Source organism: Sphingomonas sp. CV7422 (assembly GCF_027945725.1).
Lineage (GTDB): Bacteria > Pseudomonadota > Alphaproteobacteria > Sphingomonadales > Sphingomonadaceae > Sphingomonas > Sphingomonas kyungheensis.
Window position 1 is genome coordinate 3,565,120 of record NZ_CP115900.1, and the last position, 25,143, is coordinate 3,590,262.

The following is a 25,143-nucleotide window of genomic DNA, read 5'->3' on the forward strand; positions in this document are numbered from 1 at the left end:
ACATCGCGCCGTGACCGACGACCAGCTGTATATCCGCCGCCTGAGCCTGATCGCCTCCGTCTGGAGCATCGGCCTCGCCATGTCCCTTACAATCGCCGTGGATCGCAGCACCTGGATGATGGAGGTGGCGCCTGCGCCGATCGTTTTGGCCGGCTTGATCGCGACGCGCCGGCGCTGGCGGGCGAGTGGACTGGCGCTGGCGCTGATCGGGATCCATGGCCTCGTCCTGATGGTCGGCGGCGCCTATACCTATGCCAAGGTGCCGGTGGGATACGTGCTGCAGGACTGGCTGCATCTGACGCGCAACCCGTTCGATCGTATTGGGCATTTTCTGCAAGGCTTCGTCCCGGCGATCGTCCTGCGCGAACTGGTCATCGGACGCGGCCTGATCCGGCGCGGCAAATTCTGCACTCTGGCAGTGCTCGCCTTCTGCCTGGCGATCAGCGCGGCGTATGAACTGATCGAGTTCGGCGCGGCGCAGGCGCTGGGACAGGGTGCAGACGCCTTTCTGGGGACGCAGGGCGATCCTTGGGACACGCAATGGGACATGCTGACGTGCCTGATCGGCGCCGCCTGTGCACTGGCGACGCTTTCGCGGATCGACGACCGACTGATCGCCGGTCGGTTGTAACTCTCCGCCCTGCCGGGCATGACGCCGCCATAACAAGGGGACAGACGATGGCCGGCGGACTGGTGGCGTTGCTCGACGATATCGCGGCGATGGCGAAGCTTGCGGCGGCGAGCCTCGACGACGTCGCCGGCGCGGCGGGCAAGGCGGGCGCCAAGGCGGCGGGCGTGGTGATCGACGATACGGCGGTGACGCCGACCTATGTCGTCGGCCTCAGCCCGGCACGTGAGCTGCCGATCATCGGCAAGATCGCGCTCGGGTCGCTGCGCAACAAATTGCTGTTCCTGCTTCCGGCCGCGCTGGTGCTGAGCGCGCTCGCGCCCTGGGCGATCACGCCGATCCTGATGCTCGGCGGCGCCTATCTGTGCTTCGAGGCGGCGGAGAAGATCGTCGGCGCGCTCACCGGCCACGGCCATGACGCCGCGGCGGCGGTCGCGACCGATGCCAAGACGCTGGAGGACCGGCAGGTATCGGGCGCGGTGCGCACCGACCTGATCCTGTCCGGCGAGATCATGGCGATCGCGCTCGGCGAATTGGGCGACCAGACATTGCTCAACCAGGCGATCGCGCTGGCGGTGGTCGGGATCGCGATCACGATCGGCGTCTATGGCATCGTCGCGCTGATCGTGAAGATGGACGACATCGGCCTGCATCTTGCCCGACGGCCCGGCGCGGGCGTGCAGGCGTTCGGGCGCGGGCTGGTCGCGGCGATGCCGGTGGTGCTCGACGCGCTGTCGCTGATCGGCACCGCGGCGATGGTCTGGGTCGGCGGCGGCATCATCGTTCATGGGCTGGAGGCGTTCGGCCTGACCGGCCTGCCCCATGCGCTCCACGCCGCGGCCGAAGGTGCCGCGGCGGCGGTCGGCGAGCTGCCGGGCGTGGTGTCGTGGCTGGTGACCGCGGTAGGATCGGGGATCGTCGGGCTGATCGTCGGCGGCGCGATCGTCGGCGCGCTGCACCTGCTGCCGCGCAAGACGCATTGAGGCGCGCCGACATAAAGGTGGCGATCAAGGACGGGCGGGCTTCGAGAGGTTCAGCCCGAACGGTGGGAAAGCGGGGGGTGCGCTCATCTCCCACACCGTTAGCCCTGAGCCCGTCGACCGGCGGGCCTCGATGCCCCTACCCCGCCTCGCTCGCCGCCGTCGTCCAGCCGAGCCGCGGGATGGTGATCGAGCGCTTGCCCGACAGGTCCACCCGCGCGACGAACAATTCGCGGCTCTCGATATAGCCGATCAGCCGCCGCACGCGACCGAGCGAGCTGGTGCCATAGGTCTCTGCCAGCGCCGTGTCCGACGGGCAGGGCTCGCCGTTCTTCGCGGCGCGCGCGACGAGCAGGAAGGCGCCGATCATGTCGTCGGGCAGCGAATAGGCGAGCTCCATCGCCTCCGCCCATTGCGGGTCGGTGACGTCGAAGATGCCGGCCCGTGCCGCCGACAGCCGACGGGTGAAGCCGGGCAGGTCGAGCGGCGGCTTGGCGAGGCCGGCCATCCGGCAGCGCACCTGGAAATCCTGGAACAGCACCGACGGCGGGCGCAGCGCCGAATCGCGATCGGCGACGATCGCCTCCAGCACCGCGGCATAGATCGCCTCGACCTCCTCGTCGGTCTTGTCGGGCAGCGGCGCGAGCGTCGTCGGCTGCGTCGCCGGCCGCTCGATCGTGTCGAGCAGCTCGTCCGCGGGAACGCGGCGCGGGCGCGATTCGAACGCCATCGGCAGCTGCGGCGCCTCCTCGGGCGGCGGCGCGAAGATGAGTTGCTGCAGATTCTCCGCCGGGGCGCTCGGCAGCGGCGTCAATTTGGGGCTGCCGCTGCGCGCCGAGGTGGCGACCTGGCCGATCTTCACGGTCAGCGGCCGTCGCGACACCGCCGGCCCCAAGGCGAGGAAGGTGCCGCGCGCCAGATCGCGGATCACGTCCGCCTGCCGCCGCTCCATGCCGAGCAGATCGGCGGCGCGCGCCATGTCGATGTCGAGGAAGGTGCGCCCCATCAGGAAGTTGCTCGCCTCCGCCGCGACGTTCTTGGCGAGCTTCGCCAGCCGCTGCGTCGCGATCACCCCGGCGAGCCCGCGCTTGCGCCCGCGGCACATCAGATTGGTCATCGCCGACAGCGAGGCGCGGCGCACCTCCTCGGCGACCTCGCCGCCGGTGACGGGAGCGAACAATTGCGCCTCGTCGACGACGACCAGCGCCGGATACCAATGTTCGCGCGGCGCGTCGAACAGCGCCGACAGGAAGGCGGCGGCGCAGCGCATCTGCCCCTCCGCCTCGAGCCCTTCGAGGCTGAGCACCACCGACGCGCGATGTTCGCGCAGGCGGGTGGCGATGCGTGCGATCTCGGGCACCGAATAATCCGCCGCCTCGATCACGACGTGGCCATATGGTCCGGCGAGCGTGACGAAATCGCCCTCCGGATCGATCACCACCTGTTGCACCTGCCCCGCCGATCCTTCGAGCAGGCGGCGCAGCAGATGCGACTTGCCCGACCCGGAATTGCCCTGGACGAGCAGACGGGTGGCGAGCAGTTCTTCGAGGTCCATGGTCACGGGCGCGCCGCGTTCGTCGCTGCCCATGTCTACGCTGACGGTCATTGCCGGCAGCGTGTGGCGTATCCGGGGGCCTCGGGGCAAGCGCTTTGCGGCGGACGCCGGCCGGACGTGCCGCAGTGATTGCCGGACGGTCGAACGACAGGTATGACCAAAGTGGACTATACCACGAAGGACGACCATTTGATGCACCAAACCCCGCTCGCCGACCTCGCCCAGCGCCTGCTACGCAAATCGCCGCATGCGCTCGATCCCGAGGAACGGCGTGTGCTCAGCAGTATCGACGCCGGCACGATCGTCAGCCGCGACGCCGCCGACGAGGCCGACGCCCACGCCAGCATCGGCGACCAGCTCGCCGACCGGGTGGCGGCGGTGGGCGGATCATGGGGCTTCATCATCGCCTTCACCGTCGTGCTGCTCGGCTGGATGCTGCTCAACACCGACGTGCTGGCGCATGTCGGCATGGCGTTCGATCCCTATCCCTACATCTTCCTCAACCTGATGCTGTCGACGCTCGCCGCGATCCAGGCGCCGGTGATCATGATGAGCCAGAACCGGCAGGCGTCGAAGGACCGGCTCGCCGCCAGCCTCGACTACGAGACCAATTTGCGCGCCGAGCTCGACATCCTGCGGCTGCACCAGAAGCTCGACGGACTGGTGCTCGACCGGCTCGCCGCAATCGAGGCGAAGATCGACGGACTGGCGAAAACCATGCCTTCGGCTTAAGGGCCGGGGATTATCGGTTAGAGGCAGTCCATGGCAGGCCATTCCAAGTTCAAGAACATCATGCATCGCAAGGGCGCGCAGGATAAGAAGCGCTCGGGCATGTTCTCCAAGCTCAGCCGCGAAATCACCGTCGCGGCGAAGATGGGTCTGCCCGACCCCGACATGAACCCGCGGCTGCGCGCCGCGGTCAACGCCGCCAAGGCGCAGTCGATGCCCAAGGACAATATCCAGCGCTCGATCGACAAGGCGAGCCGCAGCGATACCGAAAGCTACGAGGAGATCCGCTACGAGGGCTTCGGCCCCGGCGGCGTGTCGCTTATCATCGAGGCGCTGACCGACAATCGCAACCGCACCGCGACCAACGTGCGCACCGCGGTCAGCAAGAACGGCGGCAACCTCGGCGCGAGCGGATCGGTCAGCCATGCCTTCGACCGGATGGGCCTGATCAGCTATCCCGCCAGCGCCGGCGACGCCGAGACGGTGTTCGAGGCGGCGCTGGAAGCGGGCGCGGAGGATGTCTCCTCGTCCGAGGACGGGCATGAGATCTGGACCGCGGTCGGCGACCTGCACGAAGTCGCCAAGGCGCTCGAGCCGGTGCTCGGCGAACCCGAAGGCGCCAAGCTCGCCTGGCGGCCGCAGACGATGGTGTCGGTCGACGAAGCCGATGCGGCGACGCTGTTCAAGCTGATCGACACGCTCGACGACGACGACGACGTGCAGACCGTCTGGGGCAATTACGAGGTCTCTGACGAGGTGATGGAGAAGCTCGGCTGATCCTGTCGGGTTCACGCGGAGGCGCGGAGGCGCGGAGGGTCGCGCCCGCGGCTGCGGCATCCCGCGCCAGCGGGCCGCACTCTCCGTCTGCCGGATCACGGATTGCGCGTACCGGGCGAAGCCGTCTCGCGTCTTCGCGTCGTCGCGCGAATCCCCCCTGCCCGCCGCAGACTGCCGGGGAGAAGATCCACGCAGAGCCGCGAAGACGCGAAGAGGTGTCGCGCGCAGAGGCGCAGAGAGCGCAAAGGATCGCCCGGTCCGGGCAAGCGTCTCGCCCGCATCGCGATCGCAATGCTGCCGCGCGCCAGAGGAACGCTCCGCGTCCTCTGCGCCTCTGCGCGCCCAACCCTTTCTTCTCCGCGCCTCCGCGCCTCCGCGTGACCATGATATGATCATCCTCGGCCTCGATCCCGGGCTCGGCACCACCGGCTGGGGCGTCATCCACGCGGACGGCAACCGGTTGCGGCATATCGCCAACGGCCAGATCAAGACCGATCCGTCGATGGTGCTGCCGCGCCGGCTGTCCAACCTGCACGCCGCGCTGATTGACGTGATCCTCACCGAACGACCCGACAGCGCCGCGGTTGAGGAGGTGCTCGGCAACACCAATGCGCAGTCGACGCTGAAGCTCGGCCAGGCGCGCGGCGTGGTGCTGCTCGCCGCGGCGGGCAGCGGACTGCATATCGGCGAATATCATCCCTCGACCGTCAAGAAGGCGGTGGTCGGCACCGGCGGCGCGGAGAAGCGGCAGATCCAGGCGATGATGGCGGTGCTGCTGCCCGGCGCCAAGCTCGCCGGCCCCGATGCGGCGGATGCGCTGGCGGTGGCGATCACGCATGCGCATCATCTCGCCTCGGCGCAGGGCATGGCACGACGGGCAAGGGTGACGGCATGATCGCGCATCTCAAGGGACGACTCGAATCGACCGGGATCGATCACGCGGTGATCGACGTCGGCGGCGTCGGTTATTTCGTCGGCGCCTCGGCGCGCACGCTCGCGGCGATCGGCCCGGTCGGCGAGGCGGCGATGCTGCATACCGAGATGCTGGTCGCCGAGGATTCGATCCGCCTCGTCGGCTTCGCCCGCGCCGAGGAGCGCGACTGGTTCCGGCTGCTCACCGGCGTGCAGGGGGTGGGATCGCGCGTCGCGCTCGCCATCCTCTCGGCGCTCGACACGGCGGAGATCGCGCGCGCGGTGTCGGCGCAGGACAAGGCGATGGTGGCGCGGGCGAACGGCGTCGGGCCGAAGCTCGCTGAGCGGATCGTCCGCGAACTCAAGGACAAGGTCGGCGCGCTCGCCTTTGGCGGGGGCGCGCTCGGTCCGGCGGCGGCGGCGCAGGTGATCCCGGTCGGCGCGGGCGCGGATGCGGTGTCGGCGCTGCTCAACCTCGGCTTCCGCCCCGCCGAGGCGGCGAGCGCGGTGGGGGCCGCGGAAGAGGATCTCGGCCCCGGCGCGACGCTCGACGCGCTGGTGCGGCTGGCGCTGCGCAAGGCGGCGAAGTAGCGTTGGCGATCTGGCCGGCACGCGCTATCTTGGCGGCATGACTCAACTCACCATCTCGATGCCGGACGCATTGCAGGAATGGGTGAACACGCGTGTCGCTCAAGGCCGCTACGTCGATGCGGCCGATTATTTGCGCGACCTCGTCCGACTCGACCAGCAATCGGACGACCGACTATGGCTGAAGGCGATGATTGACGAAGGGCTGGCATCCGGTGTGCTCGATCAGGATCCGCGTGACGTTATCGCTGAGATTATTGCCGAAGATCCAGACTTTGCGTGACTAGATTACGCACCGCGCCCGCAACGCGACAGGACATTCGTGATATCCGGGGCTATGGCAAGGCCCGCTTTGGCGTTGCGGTGGGGCGGCAGTATCTCGAAGGTCTGATCACATCCTTCGATCGATTGGCAGAACGGCCGCAGGTCGGTGTCGCCGAAGCCGGTTTGGGCAACGGTATACGTAGTTTCCCCTATCGCTCGCATCGAATCTACTATCGTCTGGAAGGTGAAGATCTGCTCGTGGTTCGCATTCTCCATCATTCCCAGCATGTGCCGAGCGCATTCGGCCTTCACCATTGACCGACGACCGCCTCCTGTCCGCCAGCCGCCGTCCCGAGGATGTCGATGCCGCCCTGCGCCCGCGCAGCCTCGACGAGTTCGTCGGGCAGGCGGCGGCGCGCGAGAATCTGCGTGTGTTCATCGAGGCGGCGCGGGGACGCGGCGATGCGCTCGACCATGTGCTGTTCTTCGGGCCGCCGGGGCTCGGCAAGACGACGCTCGCGCAGATCATTGCGCGCGAGATGGGCGTCGGCTTTCGCGCCACCTCCGGCCCGGTGATCGCCAAATCGGGCGATCTCGCCGCGCTGCTCACCAATCTCGAGGACGGCGACGTGCTGTTCATCGACGAGATCCACCGGCTGCAACCCGCGGTCGAGGAGGTGCTCTATCCGGCGATGGAGGATCGCGCGCTCGATCTGATGATCGGCGAAGGGCCGTCGGCGCGCAGCGTGCGGATCGATCTGCCCAAGTTCACGCTGGTCGGCGCGACGACGCGGCAGGGGCTGCTCACCACGCCGCTGCGCGACCGGTTCGGCATCCCGGTGCGGCTGCAATTCTATACCGTCGAGGAGCTGACGCGCGTCGTCACCCGCGCGGCGGGGCTGCTCGATCTCGGCATCGCCCCCGACGGCGCGAGCGAGATCGCGCGGCGCGCGCGCGGTACGCCGCGGATCGCCGGACGTCTGCTGCGCAGGGTGCGCGACTTCGCCAATGTCGCCGGCACCGCGATCGTCGATCGCGCCGCCGCGGATCGCGCGCTCAACCGGCTGGAGGTCGATTCGCTCGGACTCGACGCGATGGACCGGCGCTATCTCCACATGATCGCCGACATCTACCGCGGCGGTCCGGTCGGGGTGGAGACGCTCGCCGCCGGCCTGTCCGAACCGCGCGACACGATCGAGGAAGTGATCGAACCCTATCTCATCCAGCTCGGCCTCGTCGCGCGCACCGCGCGCGGGCGGGTGCTCAATGCCGGCGGCTGGAAGCATCTCGGCCTCAACCCGCCGGTCGGATCGCAGGACGGCCTGTTCGACGCGCCCTGAACCGGCTAGGTCGCAGGTCAGCTATTTTTCCCGGAGCCTCGCGTGATCGCCCTCACCCTCATCCAGATCATCCAGGTGCTGCTCGACGTCGTCTGGTGGATCATCATGGTCCAGTTCGTGCTGTCGCTGCTGATCGTCTTCAACGTCATCAACACCTCGAACGGCTTCGTCAGCTCGCTCCACTACGGGCTCGATCGGCTGACCGAGCCGATGTACCGGCCGCTGCGACGGATCCTGCCCAATATCAGCGGCATCGATCTCGCGCCGCTCGCCGTGCTGGTGATCATCCGCATCCTCAGCAGCATCATCCTGCCCAATATCGCGGTCAGCCTGATGGCCAACGGCGCGGTCTGATCCGCTGGTAAAGCCGTGGCGGCCTGGACGATCCGCGACGATGGTCTGGTGATCGCGATCCGCGTCACGCCGCGCGGCGGGCGCGATGCGATCGCCGCGGGGACCGAGGCGCATCTCGCCGCCCGGCTCGCCGCCGCGCCGGTCGACGGCAAGGCCAATGCCGCGCTGATTGCGCTGGTCGCCCGGACGTTCGGCGTGGCGAAGCGCGACGTCACGCTGGTCGGCGGCGATACCGCGCGGCTCAAACGCCTGCATGTCGCGGGCGATGCCGCCGCGCTGGCGAAGATCGCCGCTTCGCTCTATGAGGCCGCGGCATGACCGCCACGATCATCGACGGCAAGGCGCACGCCCTCGCCCTGCGCACCCGTATCGCCAGCCATGTCGCCAGTTTCCGCGCGGCCGCCGGTCGCGCCCCCGGCCTCGCCGTCGTGCTGGTCGGCGAGGACCCCGCCTCCGCCGTCTACGTCCGCAACAAGGGCAAGGCGACGCGCGACGCCGGCATGGAGAGTTTCGAACATCGCCTGCCCGCCGATACCGATGCGGCGACGCTGCTCGCCTTGGTCGCGCAGCTCAACGCCGATCCGGCGGTCGACGGCATCCTCGTCCAGCTGCCGCTGCCCGCACATATCGATGCCGGCGCGGTGCTGCTCGCGATCGATCCCGACAAGGATGTCGACGGCTTCCACCCGGTCAACGCCGGCCGGCTGGCGATCGGTGCCGACGGCTTCGTGCCGTGCACGCCGCTCGGCTGCCTGATGCTGCTCCAGGACCTCCACCCGTCGCTGTCGGGGATGGAGGCGGTGGTGGTCGGCCGCTCGAACATCGTCGGCAAGCCGATGGCGCAATTGCTGCTCCAGCAGAGCTGCACCGTCACCATCGTCCACAGCCGCACGCGCGACGTCGCCGCGCATCTGCGCCGCGCCGATATCGTCGTCGCCGCGGTCGGCATCCCCCACTTCATCCAGGGCGACTGGATCAAGCCGGGCGCGAGCGTGATCGACGTCGGCATCAACCGCACCGACACGGGGCTGGTCGGCGACGTCGACTTCGCCGCGGCGCGCGCGGTGGCGGGGGCGATCACGCCGGTGCCGGGCGGCGTCGGGCCGATGACGATCGCCTGCCTGATCCGCAACACCTATGCCTCGGCCTGCCGCCGCGAGGGTATCGAGGCGGCGCTGTGATCGAGCTGTTCGTCTCGACGCTGATCACCTTCTTCGTCATCATCGATCCGCTCGGCTGCGCGCCGATCTACGCCGGCCTCTCCGCCGGTGCGTCGCCCGTGCAGCGGCGGGCGATGGCGTTTCGCGCGGTCGGCGTCGCGACCGTCATTCTGCTGGTCTTCGCGCTGGCGGGCGAGGCGCTGCTGCGCGGGCTCGGCATCAGCCTGGCGAGCTTCCGCATCGCCGGCGGCATCATGCTGTTCCTGATCGCGCTCGAAATGGTGTTCGAGAAGCGCACGCAGCGCCGCGAGGATCGCGCCGCCAAGGTCGCGCACGATCCCGAGGCGGACGACGTGTCGATCTTCCCGATGGCGATGCCGATGATCGCCGGGCCGGGCTCGATCGCCTCGGTGATGCTGCTCGTCGCGCGCACCAACGGGATCGAGGCGACGTTGGTGGTGCTCGCCGCGATGGGCGTGATCCTCGCGCTGACGCTGGTCGCGCTGCTCGCCGCGGGGCCGCTGATGCGGCTGCTCGGCGCGCGGATCGAGGCGGTGATCACGCGGCTGCTCGGCGTGCTGCTCGCGGCGCTGGCAGTGCAGTTCGTGATGGACGGGTTGCAGGTGAGCCTGCACTGATTCTGCCGGGAGCGGTGCCGCTTCCTTCGGTACCGTTCGGGCTGGGTCTGTCCGAGCCGTCCTTCCCCATACCGGACGCCGGCGTAGACCTGCCCTTCGACAAGCTCAGGGCGAACGGTGGGGCTATGCGCCTGCCTGAGCAACCCTCACCGCTGCTCCGCGATGCCCGCATCCACCCGGAACAGGCGCAACGGCGAATCCTTCGGCAGCGGCAGCGGCGTCAGCCACGCCGGCACCTCGCCATGCGCGAGCTGGTCGTAGAAGCCGCCCGGATCGCGCGCGCGATAATTGGTCGATTCCGAATGATTGGGGCAAAGCAGCAGCATCATCGCACCATGGCGGCGGATGATCGCATGCGCCTGATCGGCGCTGCCGCCGAAGGCGTGCTGGACGTCGAGGATCGCCGCGCCGTTGCGATGATAAGGCCCCGCGATCGCGTCGTGATGCGTCACGGTGATCAGCCGCGGGCCGAGATCGACGAAGGTGAAGATCGTCTGCGCCGGATAGCGATCGAGCGCCTTCAGCACCGTGTAGCGCACGCAGCTGCCGGTCGAGCGGTTGACCCGCTTGGTATAGGCATTGGGCCGGTCGACCGGCAGATATTTGATGATCAGCCCGGCGAACAGGCCGGAGACGATCAGGAACGCCGCCACCGTGCCGCCGACGCGCACCGCGAGCAGGCGATGGTTGAGCAGCCACGGCAGCACGATCCAGCCGAGCAACGTCGCTCCCGGTACCGCGAGCAATTGCGCCGCCGGCCCGGCACGCACCTGCCACAGCAGCATCAGGCAGGCGAAGGTGACGAACAGCGCCACCGCGCTCCAGCCGATCAGTGCCGGCGAGCGCCGCGCCCGCCACGCGCCGAGGATCACCCCGAAGACGCCGACGATCGGCAGCGCCGCGATCGGAAAGCCGAGGCGGAACGGGTGTTTGTAGATCGGCTTGGCCTCGCGGACATTGTCCAGCCAGTTCTTCTGCAGCTCGGGCGAGACGCCCTCCGGCCGGCCGAGGCATTGCGGGAAGAAATGCACGAACCCCGCCGCGATCGCCGCCCCGGCCAGCACCGCCAGTCCGGCGCGGATCGCGCGGGCCTGCGGGTTGACCCAGGCGAGCAGGAACAGCAGCGCCCCCGCCGCGACCATCACCGCCAGCCACACCGGCGTCAGCGCATCGCAGCGCATCGCATAATTGGCATAGGAGGCGAAGGCCGCGAAGCCGATCGCGCTGCCGCCGCCGAGGCTGAGCGCATAGGCCTGCAACCGCGGCGCCTCGCTGCGGTCCCACACCCAGCGGAGCGCCAGGATCGCCCCCGCCATCGCGCAATAGGGCAGCATCTCCAGCCCGATCGCGAGGCTGACCGCGCTCGCCAGCCCGACCATCAGCCCGCCGCGCACGCCCTTGCCGTCGCACAGGCCGGCGACGGTGAGGCTGAGCATCGCGAGCTGCCAGCCGTGGTGATCGATCCGTTCGGGCAGGAACATCAGCATCGTCGCCGAGGTGCCTAGCAGGAAGACCAGCGCCAGCGGCCAGGCGCGCGGATCGATCAGCCGCCGCACCGTCGCGGCGACGCCGAGCATCGCGATCGACAGCGGCAGCAGCGGCGCGATCCCGCACGCCAGCCGCTCCGCCCAGGCGTTGCTGGTGAACAGGCGGAAGAACAGGATCAGCCCGGCGATCGGCAGATCGACGATCCGGCTCCAGTGGATGTCGAATCCCTGCGGCGGGTTGAGCCGGTAATTGCGCAGATCGTACCAGCCTTGCCCGCCCAGCCAGGCGCGCACCTGCATCAGCCGCATATTGTCGTCGGTATCGCCGAGCGACAGCCAGCGGACGAGGTTCCAGTCGCTCCACACGTACCAGATCGTCACGCCGAGCCAGACGGCGAGCGTCAGTGCGACCCAATGACGGACGATCGCGTCGTCGAGCCGACCGCGGGGAGCTTTGTTCACTGACGCGACTTTCGTTTTGGCCGTTTCGTTCCGGGCGCATTGCCTTTAGGGCGGAGCGGATGGCGATGGAAGCACCGGCACGGTTGGCAGCGATGCGCGACAGCGGCATGCTGGGGCAGATGATCCGCTTCGGCATCGCCGGCGGCATCTCGACGCTGATCTATTCGGCGGTCTACCTGCCGCTCACCGCCTTCGTCTTCCCGCGCGCGCATGCGGTCTATGCCGTCCCCTTCGCCTTTGCGGTGGCGGTGACCGCGGGCTTCTTCCTGCACAGCCGGTGGAGCTTCAGGGGCCATGGCACGCGCCGCCGCGGCGGCTGGCAGCAGGCGCAGTTCGTCGCGGTGCAGGCGAGCGGCATGGCGCTCAACGCGCTCATCACCTGGATCGGCACCGCGCATTTCGGCCTGCCCGCCTGGGCGCCGTTGCTCCCCGCGGTGGCGCTGGCGACCATCCTCACCTTCATTCTCAATCGCTGGCTGGTGTTCGCCTGATATGGCCAAGGACTAAAGATGGATCGCATCGTCTACGACCGTATGGCCGCCCATGATTCCACCCATTGGTGGTATCGCGCGCGCCGCGACATCCTCAGCGACTATCTGACGCGCTACGCGGCCCTCCCCGCGGGCGCGCGCATCCTCGAGATCGGCTGCGGCACCGGCCACAACCTGCCGATGCTGGCGCAATTCGGTGCGGTCGAGGCGATCGAGATCGATCCCGCCGCGCGGGCGATCGCCAGCGAGCGGCTCGGCCGCCCGGTCGGCGACGCGCCGCTGCCCGAGCTGCCCGGCGTCGCACGCGGCGCCTATGATCTGGTCGCGGTGCTCGACGTGGTCGAGCATATCGCCGACGACGTCGCCGCGCTGCGCGCGATGGCGAGCCTGCTCAAGCCCGGCGGCAAGATCCTGATCGCGGTGCCCGCGCACCAATGGCTGTGGAGCGCGCACGACGTCGTCAACCACCACCACCGCCGCTATTCGAAGGCGACGCTGGCCAAGGCGATCACCGCCGCCGGGCTCGCCCCGCGCAAGCTCACCTATTTCAACTCGCTGCTCTTCCCGCTCGCCGCGGCGGCACGGATCGCCGGGCGCCTGACCGGCCGCGACGACAGCGACGATTCGCCCCCCGCCAAGCCGCTCAATGCGCTGTTCGAAACGATCTTCCGGCTGGAGCGGCACGCGGTCGGCCGCGTACCGATGACGCCGGGCGTATCGATCGTGACGCTGGCGGTGCCGCAGCGCTGAGGGACGCTTATTCCGCCGCCTTGCGCTCCGCCGGCACTTCGAACTCGGGCGAGGGTTCGGCGGCGTTGAAGCCGAGGGTCGAATGGCCCTTCACCGGGCCGGCGATGTCGGCGACGAGGTAAAGCGGGCGGCGTTTCGATTCGATGTAGAGCCGGCCGAGATATTCGCCGATCATGCCGAGCACGAACATCTGCGCCGCCGACAGCACCGTCACGACCAGCATCGTCGAGGTCCAGCCCTGCACCGGCGATCCTTCGAAGAATCCCCACAGGATGTAGAAGAGCAGCAGCAGCGACGCGCCGGCGAGGATCACCGAGGCATGGCTGGCGAAGCGCAGCGGCGCGGTCGAGAAGCCGGTGACCGCGTCGAAGGCGAGCCGCACCATCTTGCCGAGCGGATAATTGGTCTCGCCGGCATGGCGCTCGGCGCGGTCGTAGGGAAACGGCACCTGGCGGAAGCCGACCCAGGCAACCATGCCGCGGATGAAGCGCGCCTGTTCCGGCAGCGACAGCAGCGCATCGAGCGCCCGCCGGCTCATCAGCCGGAAATCGCCGGTATCGAGCGGGATCGGCGTGTCGGTGACGCGATCGAGCACGCGATAGAAAGCGGCGGCGGTCGCCTTCTTGAAGATCGTCTCGCCCTCGCGCTTGCGGCGCACCGCATAGACGACGTCGGCCTGCTGCGCCGCCATCGTCGCGCGCATGTCGGCGAGCAGTTCGGGCGGATCCTGCAGATCGGCGTCGATGATCAGGATCTGCTCGCCCGAACACAGATCGAGCCCGGCGGTCAGCGCCAGCTGATGGCCGTGGTTGCGCGACAGGTTGATCGCCACCAGCCGCGGATCGGCGGCGCTAATCCGCTGCATCACCGCCCAGCTGTCATCGCGACTGCCGTCGTTGATCAGCACGATCTCGTGATCGTCGCCCACCGCGGCCCGCGCCGCCGCCGCGACGCGGGCGTGCAACAGCTCGAGGCAGGCCGCCTCGTTGTAGCACGGGATGACGACGGAGAGCGCGGGGCGATACATGATGCGCCGGCTTTAGCGGCTCGCGCGTCCGTCATCCACACGTAACATCGTGCGCCGCGCCGTCAGCTATAGTCGTTCAGCTCGTCGCCGATGATCCGCACCACATGCAGCACGTTGGTCGACCCCGGCGTGCGGAACGGCACGCCCGCCATGACGATGACGCGGTCGCCGGCCTTGGCGATGCCGGTGCGCAGCGCCATCCGCTTGGCCTTGCCGACCATGTCCTCGAACGATTCGACGTCGCGGGTGTGCACCGCATGCGTGCCCCACAGCAGGCCGAGCCGGCGCGCCGTATCCTTGTTGGGGGTGAGCACGAGGATCGGCACCGACGGCCGCTCGCGCGCGATGCGGCGCGCGGTCGAGCCCGAGGTGGTGAAGCAGATGATCGCCGTCGCCGAGGTGGTCTTGGCGATCTGCTTGGCCGCTTCCGACAGGGCGTCGGCGGTGGTCGGGTCGGGGCGCGTCACGGTGAAGTGGACGCGGTCGCCGTGCATCGGATCGCTCTCGACCGAGATGCCGATCGAATTCATCATCGCCACTGATTCGACCGGCCAGGCGCCCGCCGCGCTTTCCGCCGACAGCATGATCGCATCGGCGCCGTCGTAGATGGCGGTGGCGACGTCGGACACTTCGGCGCGGGTCGGCGACGGGCTCTGGATCATCGATTCGAGCATCTGCGTCGCCACCACCACCGGCCGGCCGAGCCGGCGCGAGGTCTCGACGATCCGCTTCTGCAACGGCGGCACGCTCTGCGGCGGCAGCTCGACGCCGAGATCGCCGCGCGCGACCATCACGCCGTCGCACATCTCGACGATTTCCTCGAGCCGGTCGATCGCCGCGGGCTTCTCGATCTTGGCGAGCAGCGCCGCCTTGCCCTGGATCAGCTTGCGCGCCTCGGCGAGATCCTCGGGCCGCTGCACGAAGGACAAGGCGATCCAGTCGACGCCCTGTTCGACCGCGAAGGCGAGGTCGCTGCGGTCCTTCTCGGTCAGCGCCGCCATCGGCAGCACGACGTCGGGGACGTTGAGCCCCTTGTTGTTCGACAGCGGGCCGCCGACCTCGACCAGAGTCTCGATCCGGTCGGGGCCGTGATCGGTGACGCGCAGCACCAGCTTGCCGTCGTCGAGCAGCAGGCGCGCGCCCGGCTCGATCGCGGCGAAGATCTCCTTGTGCGGCAGCTCGACGCGCGTCGCATCGCCCGGCGTCGGATCGCGGTCGAGCACGAAGGTGCTGCCATGGTCGAGCACCACCTTGCCGCCCTCGAACTTGCCGACGCGCAGCTTGGGGCCCTGCAGATCGGCGAGGATCGTCGTCGGCCGCCGGAACTTGGTTTCGAGCGCGCGAATCGCCTCGATCACCGCGACCTTGGATTGCTGGTCGCCGTGGCTCATGTTGACGCGGAAGGCGTCCGCGCCGGCCTGGAACAGCGTCGCGATCATCTCGGGTGAGTTGCTCGCCGGACCGAGGGTGGCGAGCACGCGCACTTTCCGCGAACGGGGCGCAATGGCAATGGTCATCGAAAGGCTCCTGGGGAATGGCCGCGCCCCCCTCTAGTCCCTATCTATGGCCGATCAACGTTTGAAAGACCCGCATGACCGACAAACTTGACGCGCTGCCCGATGCGGTCGCCGCCGCGGCCTTCCGCCGGCTGGTCCGCCACCTGCGCCATCGTACCGACGCGCAGAACGTCGATCTGATGGGCCTGTCCGGATTCTGTCGCAACTGCCTGTCCGACTGGATCGAGGAAGCGGGCGATCTGCCCAAGGCCGAGGCGCGCGAGACGGTCTACGGCATGCCGCAGGCGGAGTGGAAGGCGCGCTACCAGACCGAGGCGACGCCCGAACAGCTCGCGCGCATGGCGGACAGCGTGGCGCGCAACGCCCCCGCCACTGAAGCCGCTGCACGGGGTTGAGCCCGGCGGACGAACCGCCTAGACGCCCGCCCCTACCGGCACGCGGCCGGTATCCTTTTTGGCGAATCATACAAGGACCGCAGGGCGCCTGCGGCGGGGTGGGACAATGGCGGAAGAACGGCAAGACGGCATGGGCGGCGGCCAGGTCGCGGCGGACGAGCTGCGCCTGCTGATCGAGCGCGCGGAACGGCTCGAGGAAGAGAAGAAGGGCATCTCGGACGACATCAAGGACGTGATGGCCGAGGCCAAGGGCCGTGGCTACGACCCCAAGGCGATCCGCAAGATCCTCTCCATCCGCAAGAAGAAGAAGGAAGAGTATCAGGAAGAGGAAGCCATCCTCGAAGTCTATATGCAGGCGCTCGGCATGATCTGATCGACTGGGGCGGCCTGTGGTCCATGCCGCCCCGCCGGTGACATCGCCGCGATCGGATCCGTCGACGTCGCCGTGGTGCGACGTCGCGGCATCTAGGCCGTGTCCACAGTCTCGGGGGAGTCACCGCGCTTGCCAAATCCCCAGTATTCCCGCGCAGGCGGGAATCCAGTGGCCAAGCAGACCGACGGCCTACGACAAGAAGAAACACTAGGCTCCCGCCTCCGCGGGAGCACTGAAAACATCACATCGTCATGCCGGACCGGTTCCGGGATCCACGGCTCCGCCGGAGCTTGCAGCCGTTGCTTTTGCGGCACTGTGCCCCCGGAACACGTCAGGGGTAAGACTGCCCTCGACCGAGGCCGCTACCCGCCGGCGCGGCCGCAACGTGCCTTGACCGCACCCGATCTCACCCCCGATCCAGCCGCCGCCCCAGTCCGACGAACACGTAGATCAGCGGCGGCACCAGGATCGCCGAGAGCAACACCTTGGCGATCATCTGGCCGAGCAGCAGCTCGCCGATCGGGAAGACGCCGGCGAAAGCGATCGTCACGAACAGCAGGGTATCGACGATCTGGCTGAGCACGCTGGCGATGCCCGCGCGCAGCCAGAGCAGCCCGCCGCCCTCGCGCCCCTTGAGCGCGGCGAAGATGGTGACGTTGAGCGTCTGCGAAATGCCATAGGCGACGATGCCGCCCAGCCAGATGCGCGGCGTGCCCCCCATCATCAGCGCAAAGGCGTCGCGCCGCGCCGGCTCCATGTCGGCGGCGGCGGGCACCGACAGCACGATCACCGACAGCAGGATCGAGACGATCAGCGGCACGAAGCCGATCTGCACCAGCCGCGTCGCGACGGTGCGGCCATGCAGCTCGGCGACCGCGCTCGACACGACGACGAGCAGCAGGAAGGCGAAGATCCCCGCCTCCACCGCGAGCGGCCCCAGCCCGACGAGCGGGCCGAGCGCCGACAGCGGCCCGAGCGCGACCTGTTTGTTGCCGAGCACGCCGGCGATGCAGACCATGCCGCCGTAGAAGATCGAAAAGGCGAAGAGCGAGCGGCTTACGCGAACCTGATTGTCCATCGCCGCGACGCTAGCGGCTTTCGTCGGCGCTGCAAACCAATCGCCATTCCCACGGGCGCACGCGCCGGGTAGCATCGCGCGCAAAGCAGAGGATGCCATGGCCGAACCCCATAACGATCCCGCCGGCGCGCCCGATCTGGCGACGTTGCAGCATTGGACCTGGCTGCTCGGCCGCGCGCAGCAGATGATGATGGAACAGGGCATCGGCCTGCTCGGTGCGGGCGACGCGTCGCCGCCGCTCGTCCGCCAGACGCAGGATTATTGGCGCGATCACCTCGCCTTGTGGCAGCGCTTCGTCGATCCCGCCGCCGATCTGCCGCCGCCGCCGCAGTCGGAGGGCGATTCGCGCGACCGGCGCTTCAAGGCCGCGGCGTGGCGCGAGGACCCGTGGTTCGACTGGATCCGGCGCAGCTACAATCTGATTGCCGACCATCTGCTGCGCGGCGTCGACGCGCTCGACGGTGTGCCCGAGGCGCAGCGCGAACAGCTCCGCTTCGCCGCGCGCGGGCTGATCGAGGCGATGAGCCCGTCCAACTTCCCGCTCACCCATCCCGAGGTGGTCGCGAAGACGATCGCCACCAGGGGGCAGAATCTGCTCGACGGCCTGCAGCATATGCTCGCCGACATCGCCAAGGGGCAGGTGACGCATACCGCCGAGGGCGCGTTCGAGGTCGGCCGCAATATCGCGACGACGCCGGGCAAGGTGATCAAGCGCACCCCGCTCTACGAGCTGATCCATTATGCCCCGACCACCGAGCGCGTGCTGGCGACACCGCTGGTGATCTTCCCGCCATGGATCAACCGCTTCTACATCCTCGATCTGTCGCCGGAGAAAAGCTTCATCCGCTGGGCGGTCGACCAGGGCCTGTCGGTGTTCATGGTGTCGTGGAAATCCGCCGACGCCTCGATGAGCGACGTGGTCTGGGACGATTACGTCGGCGCGCAGATTGAGGCGATCGACACGGTGCGCGCCGTGCTCGATGTGCCAGCGGTGCATACGATCGGCTATTGCGTCGCGGGGACGACGCTCGCCGCGACGCTGGCGGTGCTCGCCGCGCGCGGGCGGGACGATGCGGTGGCGAGCGCGACCTTCTTTACCGCACAGGTCGACTTCACCGCCGCCGGCGAGTTGCGCCATTTCGTCACCGATGAGCAGCTCGCGCTGATCGGCAGCCTGTCGCCACAGGGCTTCCTCGACGGCCGCTACCTCGCCGCGACGTTCAACCTGTTGCGCGGGCGCGACCTGATCTGGAATTACGTCACCAACAATTATCTGCTCGGCGCGGATTACGCGCCGTTCGACCTGCTCCACTGGAACGGCGACACCACCAACCTACCGGCGAAATGGCATTTGTCGTATCTCACCGATCTCTATCGCGACAACCGCCTCGTCCAGCCGGGCGCGATGACGGTGGCCGGCGAATCGATCGATCTCGGCCGGGTGACGACGCCCGCCTATGTCCAGGCGGGGCGCGAGGATCATATCGCCCCGGCGGAGAGCGTCTGGCGGATCACCCATCATTTCCGCGGGCCGCTGCGCTTCGTGCTCGCCGGATCGGGGCATATCGCCGGCGTCGTCAATCCGCCTGCCGCGGGCAAATACCAATATTGGACGAACGATGTGGCGGTGACGACGCTCGAGGATTTCGTCGCCGGCGCGTCCGAGACCAAGGGCAGCTGGTGGCCCGACTGGCGCGGCTGGATCGAGTCGCGCGGCAGCGACACCGTTGCCGCCATCGGTGCGCGGCGCCCCGGCGAAGGCGCGCTGCCGGCGCTCGCCGACGCTCCGGGAGACTATGTCCGCGCGAGATAGCCCCATTCTTGCTGCATTGCACAAACCGCGTTGATTTTGGCCTCGAAAGTGGCTATTGTGCAGTGCAGCATGAAAGCTGGAGAAGGCCTGATGGACGATCGTTTGTCCAAGCCCGCCAAACGCGGGTCGAACCGCCCGCGCGTCGACTCGCCGCCGCGTCCCCAGCGCTCCCGTGCCAAGCCGACCGGCATCCAGCCGGCTCCGGTGCCTGCCGCCGATGCGGTGACGGCGCCGCTCCCCGTCGCGCCCGCCCCCGTCGTGGATGCGGCCGCACCGATTGCCACACCCGCAGCGAAGGAAGTCATCATGGAAACGATCGAGAACGTCACCGCCACGACCCAGACCGCGTTCACCGACGCGACCGACCGCGCCAAGGGTGCGGTCGACAAGAGCCAGAAGCTGCTCCAGGACGCCACCGAGTTCGGCAAGGGCAATATCGAAGCGCTGGTCGAATCGTCGAAGATCGCGGCACGCGGCCTCGAGTCGCTCGGCCAGGACGCCGCCGCCTATGCCAAGAAGTCGTTCGAGGACGCGACCACGGTCGCCAAGACGCTGAGCAGCGTCAAGTCGCCGACTGAATTCTTCAAGCTCCATGCCGATTACGTACGCGCCTCGTTCGACGCGCTCGTCCAGCAGAGCTCGCACAATACCGAGGCGGTGCTGAAGCTCGCCGGTGAGGTGGTGCAGCCGCTGTCGAACCGCGTCGCGCTCGCCGCCGAGAAGCTCAAGGTCGCGGCGTAACCCGCAGCCTTACCTCGTTCGGGAAGGGCGGCCGCAGCGATGCGGTCGCCCTTTTCCTTGCGTCAGGCCTTGCCCCCCGCCCCCGGCATGCCATATTTCCCCGATCACATGACAGTTGAAGCGATCACCATGGCGGAACGCCGCGACGATGGGTCGGACGATGGCACCGGCCTCGCCACCAAGACGCGCACGCGGACCAAGCAGCCGACGCCCTATCGCGTGCTGATGCTGAACGACGACTACACGCCGATGGAGTTCGTCGTGCTTTGTCTGCAACGCTTCTTCCGCATGAACATGGAGGAGGCGACTCGGGTGATGCTCCATGTCCACCAGAAGGGCGTCGGCGTCTGCGGCGTCTTCTCCTACGAGGTGGCGGAGACCAAGGTCGGCCAGGTGATCGACTTCGCCCGCCAGAACCAGCACCCGCTCCAGTGCACGCTGGAGAAGGCGTAACGCCGTAGCGGCCCGGGCGCCGAGGCGCTCGGCGATCTGTCGGACAGTGTCGGCGGCGCGCGGTGACGTCGCGCCTGCCGCGTCAGCGGTTCTTCCTGCAAATGGCAGAATGAACGACCGACATTACCACGGTCGGCCCATCCTCGCGTCTTAGCGTCTTCGCGTCTTCGCGTGACCAATCAACGCCCGGCCGACTCCGGCTCGGACCGGCTCATAGTCTCATCCTGGCGAAATGGGACGGAAGACGGCGCGCCGACCGCAACACCTCCGCGCCTCCGCGCCTCCGCGTGAACCAGATTGCTTGCCGGTCGAAGCGCCGCGCGTGAACGCGGGAAGCTGTCGGCGAGCGCCCGACCCCATACGTCTCCGGCAAGAGGGTTTGCGCGGAGGCGCGGAGGGACAGTGTCTACCGCGGCCCCTCGCCTCCCCATGACGTCGGGAAGAAAGGGCTCCGCCAAGCCGTCCCGTCTTCCGGCCCGCTTATCGCGCCGGCGGCAGCCAGCTGAGGTCCACCCCCGCCGCTCGGGCGGAGTCGCGTGCGGTGTGATGCGCCGTGCGCAGCAGCGCCGCTTCGTTGACGAAGGTCATCCGGCCGCCGTCGCGCGCGATCAGACCCTCGTCCTGCAACTGGCGCAGCATGCGGTTGACGTGCACCGCCGTGAGGCCGGTGGCGTCGCCGATCTCCTCCTGCGTCAGCCCGAGGTGGAAGCTGTCCCCGCCGGTCCCGTCGACGACGCGCAGACGGTTGCGGATCTCGATCAGCAGCGCCGCGACGCGCGCCTTGGCGGAGGTGCGGCCGAGCCCGGCGAGGCGATCGGTCAACGCCACTCGCTCGATCTGATCGACCGCGATCAGCAGCGCGGCGAGGCGCGGATGCTCGACCGCGAGGCTGCCGACCGCGGCGCGGTCGACCGAGGCGACGGCGCATTCGGTCAGCGCGATCACCGTCTCGGGCGACGTGCGATAGACCAGCCCCGCCATCGCGATCAGGTCGCCGCGGAACAGGAAGCGGACGATCTGACGGCTGCCGTCGGGCAGGATGACATAGCTCATCATCGTGCCGCGGCGGACGACGAACAATTCGGAGGCCTTGTCATGCTCGCGCAGCAGCACGACGCCGCGCCGCAGCGTCCGTTCACGCAGTTCGAGGCTGCCGAGCGCAGCCTTTTCCGAATCCGACAAATCGATCAATTCACCGAGACGCTCGGCAAGGCAACTTGTCGTCACGCCTTTGAAATCCCCCAATTATTTGCGCAGGACCTAGGTCGGGGCCAGGAACGGTGCATTAAAGCCGATCAACCGCTCGGGGATTAGTTGCACCGGCCCGACCGAGCCCGGCCATATCTGTGCCACTGGCCGCTTGCGTCGGCGCGGCGGCGCGTTAGACGGCGGGGATGGACCGCATCCTTATCCGTGGCGGCAACCGCCTGTCCGGCCGTCTCCGCATCTCGGGCGCCAAGAACGCCGCCCTGACGCTGATGCCCTGTGCCCTGCTCACCGACGAGCCGCTGACGCTGCGCAACCTGCCGCGGCTCGCCGACGTCGATGGCTTCGGCCATTTGCTCAACCAATTGGGTGCCTCGACGCGGATCGAGGGAACACGGCCGGAGGATTTCGGCCGGGTGATGACGATCCGCGCGGGCAAGCTGACCTCGACCGAGGCGCCCTATGACATCGTCCGCAAGATGCGCGCCTCGATCCTCGTGCTCGGCCCGGTGCTCGCCCGCGCGGGCGAGGCGACGGTGTCGCTGCCCGGCGGCTGCGCGATCGGCAACCGGCCGATCGACCTCCACCTCAAGGCGCTGGAGGCGATCGGCGCCGAGCTCGAAATGGCGGCGGGCTATGTCAAGGCGACCGCGCCGGGCGGGCGGCTGCGCGGCGGCCGCTACCGCTTCCCGGTGGTGTCGGTCGGCGCGACCGAGAATGTCGTGATGGCGGCGGTGCTCGCCACCGGCAGCAGCATCATCGAAAATGCCGCGCGCGAGCCCGAGATCGTCGACCTGTGCAACTGCCTCGTCGCGATGGGCGCGCGCATCCAGGGGATCGGTACCGAGACGCTGGAGATCGAGGGCGTCGACCGGCTGCACGGCGCGACCTATGCGGTGATGCCCGACCGGATCGAGGCGGGCAGCTATGCCTGCGCCGCGGCGATCACCGGCGGCTCGCTCGAGCTGCTCGGCGCCAATGCCGCCGACATGCAGGCGACGATCGACGCGCTGCGCGAGGCGGGCGTCACCGTCACCGAGACGCGCGAGGGGCTTTCGGTCGAGGCGACCGCGCCGCTCGGCCCGATCTCGCTGTCGACCGCACCCTATCCCGGCTTCGCCACCGACATGCAGGCGCAGTTCATGGCGATGCTGTGCAAGGCGTCGGGGGCGAGCGTGCTCACCGAGACGATCTTCGAAAACCGCTACATGCACGTGCCCGAGCTGGCGCGGATGGGCGCGGACATCCAGGTCCACGGCCGCACCGCGGTGGTCAAGGGCGTCGACCGGCTGGTCGGCGCACCGGTGATGGCGACGGACCTGCGCGCCTCGATGAGCCTGATCCTCGCCGGCCTCGCCGCCGAGGGCGAGACCTCGGTCGCCCGCGTCTATCATCTCGACCGCGGCTATGAGCGGCTCGAGGAGAAACTGTCCGCGGTCGGGGCGGATATCGAGCGGCTCAGCGACGGCTGACGGCGGGATCGGCCGGGTGAGCCGGCCGCTGTCGGGTTTCGGGCGCGGTGTCGGGTCGACTGCGCGATCGCCATTCTGGTTTCGTTTGACCGCTGACGGAGCATGACTCGGCCAGCTTCGGCAAAGTGTTGCGTCGTTTCACCGACCGCCCCGGCTAAGGCTGGGGTCCAGTGCGAAACACGCATATGCTCCAAACGGTGTCTACCGACTAAACCGCGACGTCACGCGAGCATTGCAGACGCTTTCCCAGTGCTCCCGCGCAGGCGGGAGCCCAGTGTTTCTTCTCGTCACGAGCCGTTGCCCTGCTGGGCCACTGGATTCCCGCCTGCGCGGGAATACTGGCATTTGCCGGCGCCCAACGTGAGTCTCGCATCGGTTTAGCCTTCGAAACGTCATGGCTCGCAGGGAAGAAGCGTGTCTCAACCGACTTAGAGCCCGACATGCCACCGCATCCCAACGACTGCGTGCAGCATGCGTCGACGTCCCCCGCAGCGCCCTGCCTCAGATCTCGCTGACCAGCAGCTTGTCGATCCGCCGTCCGTCGAGATCGATCACCTCGAACCGCCAGCCCTGCTCCTCGAAGCTCTCGCCCTCGCCCGGCAGGTGGCGGAAGGCGGCGAGCGCAAGACCGGCGACGGTGGCGTAATCGCGGTCCTCGGGCAGGTCGATGCCGAGCCGTTCGGCGAGCGCATCCGCCGCCATCGTGCCCGCGACGAGCAGCGATCCGTCCTCACGCACCACGACCGAAGGCGCCTCGTCCGGATCGGCGTCGCTGGCGAATTCGCCGGCGATCGCGGCGAGCAGGTCGGCGGGGGTGACGATCCCTTCGAAATGGCCGTATTCGTCGTGGATCAGCGCCATCGGCACCTCGGCCTGACGCAGCGCGATCAGCGCGTCCATCGCGTCGATCCGGTCGATCACCACCGGCGCCTTGCGCATCAGCGTGCGCAGGTCGAGCGTCTGGCCGCGGAACAGCGCCGCGGCGATGTCGCGCGCCTGGACGACGCCGATCACCGCATCGACCGATCCGTCGGCGACCGGCAGGCGGGTATGCGGCGTCGCCAGCAGCGTATCGCGGATCCCGTCCGGCCCGAGATTGCAGTCGAGCCAGTCGACGTCGGTGCGCGGCGTCATCACCTCGCGCACCGGCCGGTCGGCGAGGCGGACGACGCCCGAGATGATCGTCCGCTCATGCTCCTCGATCACGCCCGACTTCGAGGCTTCGGCGACGATCAGGTGCAGCTCCTCGGCGGTCACCTGATCCTCCGATTCGCGATTGAGGCCGAGCAGGCGGAAGACCAGAGCGCTCGACGAATCGAGCACCCAGACGAGCGGCGCGCAGACCAGGGCGATATAGCGCATCGGCAAGGCGACGAGCGACGCCACCGTCTCCGGCTTGCGCAGCGCGAACTGCTTGGGGACCAGTTCGCCGATGATCAGCGAGGCATAGGTGGTGATGCCGATGACCAATGCGAAGCCGAACGATTCGGCGGTATGCGCCGACATACCTGCCGCCTGCAGCCGCGCCGCGGTCGGCCCGCCGAGGCTCGATCCCGAATAGGCGCCGGCGAGGATGCCGATCAGCGTGATGCCGATCTGCACCGACGACAGGAACTTGCCCGGATCGGCGGCGAGGGCGAGCGCGGCGACCGGCCCCTTGCGTCCCGATCGCGCCATCGCCTCCAGCCGCGCCTTGCGCGACGAGACGATCGCCAGCTCGCTCATCGCGAACACGCCGTTGAGCGCGACCAGCGCGAGGATGATCACGACGTCGATCCAGGGGAAGGGCGGGAGCGGTGCCATCGGCGGACGTGTCTTTGCCGTACAACGCACGCGACGACAATGGCCTCGATTACGATCGTGCGAATATCCCCGTCAGCCGCGGTTCAGATCGCAGGCGGAACAAGCCGCTTCGGACCCGAGTTTTGCTCGACAGTGAAGATGAAGGGGTTG

28 protein-coding genes are annotated in these 25,143 nt (G+C 68.5%); 21 read left to right on the forward strand and 7 right to left on the reverse strand.

Annotated elements, in window-relative coordinates; translation table 11 throughout:
* The first annotated feature begins 10 nt into the window (after window positions 1–10).
* On the forward strand, window positions 11–631 hold the full coding sequence (locus PBN85_RS16845; RefSeq protein ID WP_271299704.1) for a DUF2238 domain-containing protein: 621 nt from the start codon (window positions 11–13) through the stop codon (window positions 629–631).
* Between the two features lie 47 nt (window positions 632–678).
* A complete protein-coding gene (locus PBN85_RS16850; RefSeq protein WP_271299705.1) occupies window positions 679–1,611 on the forward strand; it encodes a DUF808 domain-containing protein in 933 nt (310 codons plus the stop codon).
* Between the two features lie 136 nt (window positions 1,612–1,747).
* On the opposite strand, the gene PBN85_RS16855 is transcribed toward PBN85_RS16850, so the two are convergent.
* The gene (locus PBN85_RS16855) at window positions 1,748–3,214 is read right to left on the reverse strand and encodes an ATP-binding protein (protein WP_271299706.1); all 1,467 of its coding nucleotides are present in this window, start codon (window positions 3,212–3,214) and stop codon (window positions 1,748–1,750) included.
* A gap of 141 nt (window positions 3,215–3,355) precedes the next feature.
* Here PBN85_RS16855 and PBN85_RS16860 point away from each other — a divergent pair, with 141 nt between their 5' ends.
* The 11 genes from PBN85_RS16860 (at window position 3,356) to PBN85_RS16910 (ending at window position 9,925) form a co-directional block, all read left to right on the forward strand.
* Window positions 3,356–3,895, forward strand: a complete 540-nt coding sequence (locus PBN85_RS16860) for a DUF1003 domain-containing protein (protein WP_037535337.1) — start codon at window positions 3,356–3,358, stop codon at window positions 3,893–3,895.
* A gap of 30 nt (window positions 3,896–3,925) precedes the next feature.
* Window positions 3,926–4,669 (forward strand): YebC/PmpR family DNA-binding transcriptional regulator, encoded by a 744-nt coding sequence (locus PBN85_RS16865; RefSeq protein ID WP_037535258.1) that lies wholly within the window; start codon window positions 3,926–3,928, stop codon window positions 4,667–4,669.
* Between the two features lie 388 nt (window positions 4,670–5,057).
* Window positions 5,058–5,564 (forward strand): crossover junction endodeoxyribonuclease RuvC, encoded by a 507-nt coding sequence (ruvC, locus tag PBN85_RS16870; protein ID WP_037535259.1) that lies wholly within the window; start codon window positions 5,058–5,060, stop codon window positions 5,562–5,564.
* The gene (gene ruvA / locus PBN85_RS16875; RefSeq protein ID WP_037535260.1) at window positions 5,561–6,172 is read left to right on the forward strand and encodes a Holliday junction branch migration protein RuvA; all 612 of its coding nucleotides are present in this window, start codon (window positions 5,561–5,563) and stop codon (window positions 6,170–6,172) included. Before ruvC ends, ruvA begins: the two co-directional genes overlap by 4 nt.
* A 37-nt stretch (window positions 6,173–6,209) precedes the next feature.
* Complete coding sequence (locus tag PBN85_RS16880; RefSeq protein ID WP_037535261.1) at window positions 6,210–6,452, forward strand: type II toxin-antitoxin system ParD family antitoxin; 243 nt, start codon at window positions 6,210–6,212, stop codon at window positions 6,450–6,452.
* Entirely contained in the window at window positions 6,449–6,751 is a 303-nt protein-coding gene (locus PBN85_RS19030; protein ID WP_081793116.1) for a type II toxin-antitoxin system RelE/ParE family toxin, read from the forward strand. The genes PBN85_RS16880 and PBN85_RS19030 overlap by 4 nt, the downstream gene beginning before the upstream one ends.
* The gene (gene ruvB / locus PBN85_RS16890) at window positions 6,748–7,773 is read left to right on the forward strand and encodes a Holliday junction branch migration DNA helicase RuvB (protein WP_037535263.1); all 1,026 of its coding nucleotides are present in this window, start codon (window positions 6,748–6,750) and stop codon (window positions 7,771–7,773) included. The genes PBN85_RS19030 and ruvB overlap by 4 nt, the downstream gene beginning before the upstream one ends.
* A gap of 42 nt (window positions 7,774–7,815) precedes the next feature.
* The gene (locus PBN85_RS16895) at window positions 7,816–8,127 is read left to right on the forward strand and encodes a YggT family protein (RefSeq protein ID WP_037535264.1); all 312 of its coding nucleotides are present in this window, start codon (window positions 7,816–7,818) and stop codon (window positions 8,125–8,127) included.
* Between the two features lie 15 nt (window positions 8,128–8,142).
* Window positions 8,143–8,445, forward strand: a complete 303-nt coding sequence (locus PBN85_RS16900) for a DUF167 domain-containing protein (RefSeq protein WP_037535265.1) — start codon at window positions 8,143–8,145, stop codon at window positions 8,443–8,445.
* Entirely contained in the window at window positions 8,442–9,308 is an 867-nt protein-coding gene (gene folD / locus PBN85_RS16905; protein ID WP_271299707.1) for a bifunctional methylenetetrahydrofolate dehydrogenase/methenyltetrahydrofolate cyclohydrolase FolD, read from the forward strand. Before PBN85_RS16900 ends, folD begins: the two co-directional genes overlap by 4 nt.
* A complete protein-coding gene (locus tag PBN85_RS16910) occupies window positions 9,305–9,925 on the forward strand; it encodes a MarC family protein (RefSeq protein ID WP_037535267.1) in 621 nt (206 codons plus the stop codon). Before folD ends, PBN85_RS16910 begins: the two co-directional genes overlap by 4 nt.
* 146 nt (window positions 9,926–10,071) lie before the next feature.
* Here the strand turns inward: PBN85_RS16910 and PBN85_RS16915 are convergent, their stop codons facing one another.
* The gene (locus tag PBN85_RS16915; protein ID WP_271299708.1) at window positions 10,072–11,874 is read right to left on the reverse strand and encodes an AcrB/AcrD/AcrF family protein; all 1,803 of its coding nucleotides are present in this window, start codon (window positions 11,872–11,874) and stop codon (window positions 10,072–10,074) included.
* Between the two features lie 59 nt (window positions 11,875–11,933).
* Here PBN85_RS16915 and PBN85_RS16920 point away from each other — a divergent pair, with 59 nt between their 5' ends.
* The gene (locus tag PBN85_RS16920; RefSeq protein WP_271299709.1) at window positions 11,934–12,365 is read left to right on the forward strand and encodes a GtrA family protein; all 432 of its coding nucleotides are present in this window, start codon (window positions 11,934–11,936) and stop codon (window positions 12,363–12,365) included.
* A gap of 18 nt (window positions 12,366–12,383) precedes the next feature.
* On the forward strand, window positions 12,384–13,115 hold the full coding sequence (locus PBN85_RS16925) for a class I SAM-dependent methyltransferase (protein ID WP_037535269.1): 732 nt from the start codon (window positions 12,384–12,386) through the stop codon (window positions 13,113–13,115).
* A 7-nt stretch (window positions 13,116–13,122) separates the two neighbouring features.
* Here PBN85_RS16925 and PBN85_RS16930 read toward each other — a convergent pair whose 3' ends face one another.
* Window positions 13,123–14,142 (reverse strand): glycosyltransferase family 2 protein, encoded by a 1,020-nt coding sequence (locus PBN85_RS16930; protein ID WP_271299710.1) that lies wholly within the window; start codon window positions 14,140–14,142, stop codon window positions 13,123–13,125.
* A 62-nt stretch (window positions 14,143–14,204) separates the two neighbouring features.
* Window positions 14,205–15,659: a pyruvate kinase gene (gene pyk / locus PBN85_RS16935; protein ID WP_037535271.1), complete on the reverse strand. Its 1,455-nt coding sequence runs from the start codon at window positions 15,657–15,659 to the stop codon at window positions 14,205–14,207.
* A gap of 74 nt (window positions 15,660–15,733) precedes the next feature.
* On the opposite strand from pyk, the gene PBN85_RS16940 reads away from it, so the two are divergent.
* Together PBN85_RS16940 and PBN85_RS16945 are read left to right on the forward strand one after the other, a co-directional pair.
* Window positions 15,734–16,054, forward strand: coding sequence for a DUF1244 domain-containing protein (locus tag PBN85_RS16940; protein WP_037535272.1), 321 nt, complete (start codon window positions 15,734–15,736; stop codon window positions 16,052–16,054).
* A gap of 106 nt (window positions 16,055–16,160) precedes the next feature.
* Complete coding sequence (locus PBN85_RS16945) at window positions 16,161–16,427, forward strand: DUF2312 domain-containing protein (protein WP_051583514.1); 267 nt, start codon at window positions 16,161–16,163, stop codon at window positions 16,425–16,427.
* Between the two features lie 406 nt (window positions 16,428–16,833).
* Here the strand turns inward: PBN85_RS16945 and PBN85_RS16950 are convergent, their stop codons facing one another.
* Window positions 16,834–17,505, reverse strand: coding sequence for a queuosine precursor transporter (locus PBN85_RS16950; protein ID WP_271299711.1), 672 nt, complete (start codon window positions 17,503–17,505; stop codon window positions 16,834–16,836).
* A 97-nt stretch (window positions 17,506–17,602) separates the two neighbouring features.
* Between PBN85_RS16950 and PBN85_RS16955 the strand changes: the two genes are divergently transcribed.
* From PBN85_RS16955 to clpS, 3 genes are all read left to right on the forward strand, one after another.
* Window positions 17,603–19,318: a PHA/PHB synthase family protein gene (locus PBN85_RS16955; RefSeq protein WP_271299712.1), complete on the forward strand. Its 1,716-nt coding sequence runs from the start codon at window positions 17,603–17,605 to the stop codon at window positions 19,316–19,318.
* Between the two features lie 69 nt (window positions 19,319–19,387).
* Window positions 19,388–20,059, forward strand: coding sequence for a phasin family protein (locus tag PBN85_RS16960; protein WP_081793118.1), 672 nt, complete (start codon window positions 19,388–19,390; stop codon window positions 20,057–20,059).
* 129 nt (window positions 20,060–20,188) lie between these two features.
* Window positions 20,189–20,512 (forward strand): ATP-dependent Clp protease adapter ClpS, encoded by a 324-nt coding sequence (gene clpS, locus PBN85_RS16965; protein ID WP_271300918.1) that lies wholly within the window; start codon window positions 20,189–20,191, stop codon window positions 20,510–20,512.
* Between the two features lie 480 nt (window positions 20,513–20,992).
* Here the strand turns inward: clpS and PBN85_RS16970 are convergent, their stop codons facing one another.
* Complete coding sequence (locus tag PBN85_RS16970) at window positions 20,993–21,739, reverse strand: Crp/Fnr family transcriptional regulator (RefSeq protein ID WP_037535340.1); 747 nt, start codon at window positions 21,737–21,739, stop codon at window positions 20,993–20,995.
* 167 nt (window positions 21,740–21,906) lie between these two features.
* Between PBN85_RS16970 and murA the strand changes: the two genes are divergently transcribed.
* Window positions 21,907–23,190: a UDP-N-acetylglucosamine 1-carboxyvinyltransferase gene (murA, locus tag PBN85_RS16975; protein WP_271299713.1), complete on the forward strand. Its 1,284-nt coding sequence runs from the start codon at window positions 21,907–21,909 to the stop codon at window positions 23,188–23,190.
* A 501-nt stretch (window positions 23,191–23,691) separates the two neighbouring features.
* Here the strand turns inward: murA and PBN85_RS16980 are convergent.
* A complete protein-coding gene (locus tag PBN85_RS16980) occupies window positions 23,692–24,993 on the reverse strand; it encodes a hemolysin family protein (RefSeq protein ID WP_271299714.1) in 1,302 nt (433 codons plus the stop codon).
* Window positions 24,994–25,143 lie beyond the last annotated feature (150 nt).

Bases quoted from the DNA above. Each gene is read 5' to 3' on its own strand.
- PBN85_RS16860 (WP_037535337.1), top strand. From the start codon at position 3,356: ATGCACCAAACCCCGCTCGCCGACCTCGCCCAGCGCCTGCTACGCAAA.
- pyk (WP_037535271.1), bottom strand. From the start codon at position 15,659: ATGACCATTGCCATTGCGCCCCGTTCGCGGAAAGTGCGCGTGCTCGCC.
- clpS (WP_271300918.1), top strand. From the start codon at position 20,189: ATGGCGGAACGCCGCGACGATGGGTCGGACGATGGCACCGGCCTCGCC.
- PBN85_RS16950 (WP_271299711.1), bottom strand. From the start codon at position 17,505: ATGGACAATCAGGTTCGCGTAAGCCGCTCGCTCTTCGCCTTTTCGATC.
- PBN85_RS16880 (WP_037535261.1), top strand. From the start codon at position 6,210: ATGACTCAACTCACCATCTCGATGCCGGACGCATTGCAGGAATGGGTG.
- PBN85_RS16930 (WP_271299710.1), bottom strand. From the start codon at position 14,142: ATGTATCGCCCCGCGCTCTCCGTCGTCATCCCGTGCTACAACGAGGCG.
- PBN85_RS16920 (WP_271299709.1), top strand. From the start codon at position 11,934: ATGGCGATGGAAGCACCGGCACGGTTGGCAGCGATGCGCGACAGCGGC.
- PBN85_RS16850 (WP_271299705.1), top strand. From the start codon at position 679: ATGGCCGGCGGACTGGTGGCGTTGCTCGACGATATCGCGGCGATGGCG.
- folD (WP_271299707.1), top strand. From the start codon at position 8,442: ATGACCGCCACGATCATCGACGGCAAGGCGCACGCCCTCGCCCTGCGC.
- PBN85_RS16945 (WP_051583514.1), top strand. From the start codon at position 16,161: ATGGCGGAAGAACGGCAAGACGGCATGGGCGGCGGCCAGGTCGCGGCG.
- PBN85_RS16980 (WP_271299714.1), bottom strand. From the start codon at position 24,993: ATGGCACCGCTCCCGCCCTTCCCCTGGATCGACGTCGTGATCATCCTC.
- ruvC (WP_037535259.1), top strand. From the start codon at position 5,058: ATGATCATCCTCGGCCTCGATCCCGGGCTCGGCACCACCGGCTGGGGC.
- PBN85_RS16855 (WP_271299706.1), bottom strand. From the start codon at position 3,214: ATGACCGTCAGCGTAGACATGGGCAGCGACGAACGCGGCGCGCCCGTG.
- PBN85_RS16955 (WP_271299712.1), top strand. From the start codon at position 17,603: ATGGCCGAACCCCATAACGATCCCGCCGGCGCGCCCGATCTGGCGACG.
- ruvA (WP_037535260.1), top strand. From the start codon at position 5,561: ATGATCGCGCATCTCAAGGGACGACTCGAATCGACCGGGATCGATCAC.
- PBN85_RS16960 (WP_081793118.1), top strand. From the start codon at position 19,388: ATGAAAGCTGGAGAAGGCCTGATGGACGATCGTTTGTCCAAGCCCGCC.
- PBN85_RS16925 (WP_037535269.1), top strand. From the start codon at position 12,384: ATGGATCGCATCGTCTACGACCGTATGGCCGCCCATGATTCCACCCAT.
- PBN85_RS16865 (WP_037535258.1), top strand. From the start codon at position 3,926: ATGGCAGGCCATTCCAAGTTCAAGAACATCATGCATCGCAAGGGCGCG.
- PBN85_RS16940 (WP_037535272.1), top strand. From the start codon at position 15,734: ATGACCGACAAACTTGACGCGCTGCCCGATGCGGTCGCCGCCGCGGCC.
- murA (WP_271299713.1), top strand. From the start codon at position 21,907: ATGGACCGCATCCTTATCCGTGGCGGCAACCGCCTGTCCGGCCGTCTC.